Source organism: Mesorhizobium sp. WSM4833, from assembly GCF_055811095.1.
In genome coordinates, this window is sequence record NZ_JBVVQG010000038.1 from 1 (window position 1) to 1,480 (window position 1,480).

A 1,480-nucleotide genomic window follows, 5' to 3' on the forward strand; every position below is an offset into this window, starting at 1 on the left:
CGCGCTGATCAGCCCGGCCCATGCCGGAGAGCACGGCGACCAATGCCGTCAGCTACACCACTCCCCGGGACACGATCGCGGTTTACCTGCGGTCGTGGCGGCAGGCATTGATGATGGCGACCTTCGCATCGCCCGGGAACCAACAAAGCCGGCGTGCCGCCGAATGCTTCCAGTGCATTGACGTTCCGAACAGGCCGGCCTAGATCATTGCTTGCACCGTTCCGTCGACTGACTGTATCGGCTCCGAGTCAGACGAGGAAGCCCTGCGCGTCGGGCGCAATGCTGCTCTACCTTCCACCCACAGCCCCGACTTCAATCGGATCGAGAAACGCATTCGCCCAAACTCAAGCGCACTCAAAAAGGCCGCGCTCGAGTGGGCCAAATTACTTCGCCGCCGCCGAATATAATGCGGCATGATCGGATTCGGCTCTTATTGCCGCTGGCTGATAGTTCCATGGCTGGCTCAACCGCAATCAAGAGTGACTAGGCACCCTCGTCTGACTCACTGTCCGTTTAATGATCTCGGACAATTCGCTTTGCTTTAGCCAAATAAGCCAATCGTCATCCTCGATGCCTCGGTCGGGTAAACTCAAAACCGAGCCCTGCGATTCTCTATGAAGATAACCATACTGATCGGCTATTCCCTTTTCGATGCTCCACGTCGCAACAAGGGCATAAATGTAGTCGGGGGACCATTTCGCCCACGCTAGGCCAAAAGCAATACCTGCAAGCGTACGAGCAAACCCATGCCCCCTAAAATCATCACGGAGCCATAAGTCGCCGTGATAAGCCACGATGCCGGTTATGTCTCGAGCGGTCGGTGCGTAGCAAGCACATGATGAACCGGGGCCCGCCAGGCTCTTGGGATCCGCGTAGAAGGCTTTCAATGACTCGAGGTGTTCAAGCAAACTGGTCGTCGTCAGATCGTCCACACGAAGCGCCTGGACATGCGCTATCTGACCAGATTGATCTTTCCCGACGATCCAGAACGCGCGGCCTGGTTCAAGCCATGAACAGTCCGGTCGGAAGTTCGGATACGTGGGCGATTTGCCAACGAGATTTTCGGTAATATTGATATATTCACTAAAGTCTTCTCCCATCGTAAATATAATGCCGGATTGACGTGCTATTTCATCAAACACGGAAATATATCGTGATATATCAAGAATTGTCGCATTTTTATTCATCACACACTGCCCTACCCAGACTGATAATATGCGTCTCAGACAATAGGATAAGAAAGACTGGAGGAAACTATCTATTCTGGTAGTTGACTCGTGGTAGAGAGTCACCCGAGCTGATTTGATGGTTCGAAATTGGTCGGCATAGGGGGACGCCTCACGGCGCCACGCCGGTTGACGTGATCAAGAGGGCAAGATGCAGCCTTGTCGCTCCCTCGTGCGGATCGGCTTGCCGCGGATGATGCCTTCGAGGCCCATGGCCTTCATCAGGCGGGCAACCGTGCAGCGGGCGACATCGA

General features: G+C 54.6%; 1 protein-coding gene and 1 pseudogene. Both read right to left on the reverse strand.

Annotated features, from left to right (window positions below; translation table 11 throughout):
- Positions 1-473: 473 nt before the first annotated feature.
- Positions 474-1,187, reverse strand: a complete 714-nt coding sequence (locus tag AC0L2D_RS31740; RefSeq protein WP_473544103.1) for a hypothetical protein — start codon at positions 1,185-1,187, stop codon at positions 474-476.
- A gap of 161 nt (positions 1,188-1,348) precedes the next feature.
- Positions 1,349-1,480: pseudogene (locus tag AC0L2D_RS31745) on the reverse strand (IS3 family transposase); the annotation flags it as partial.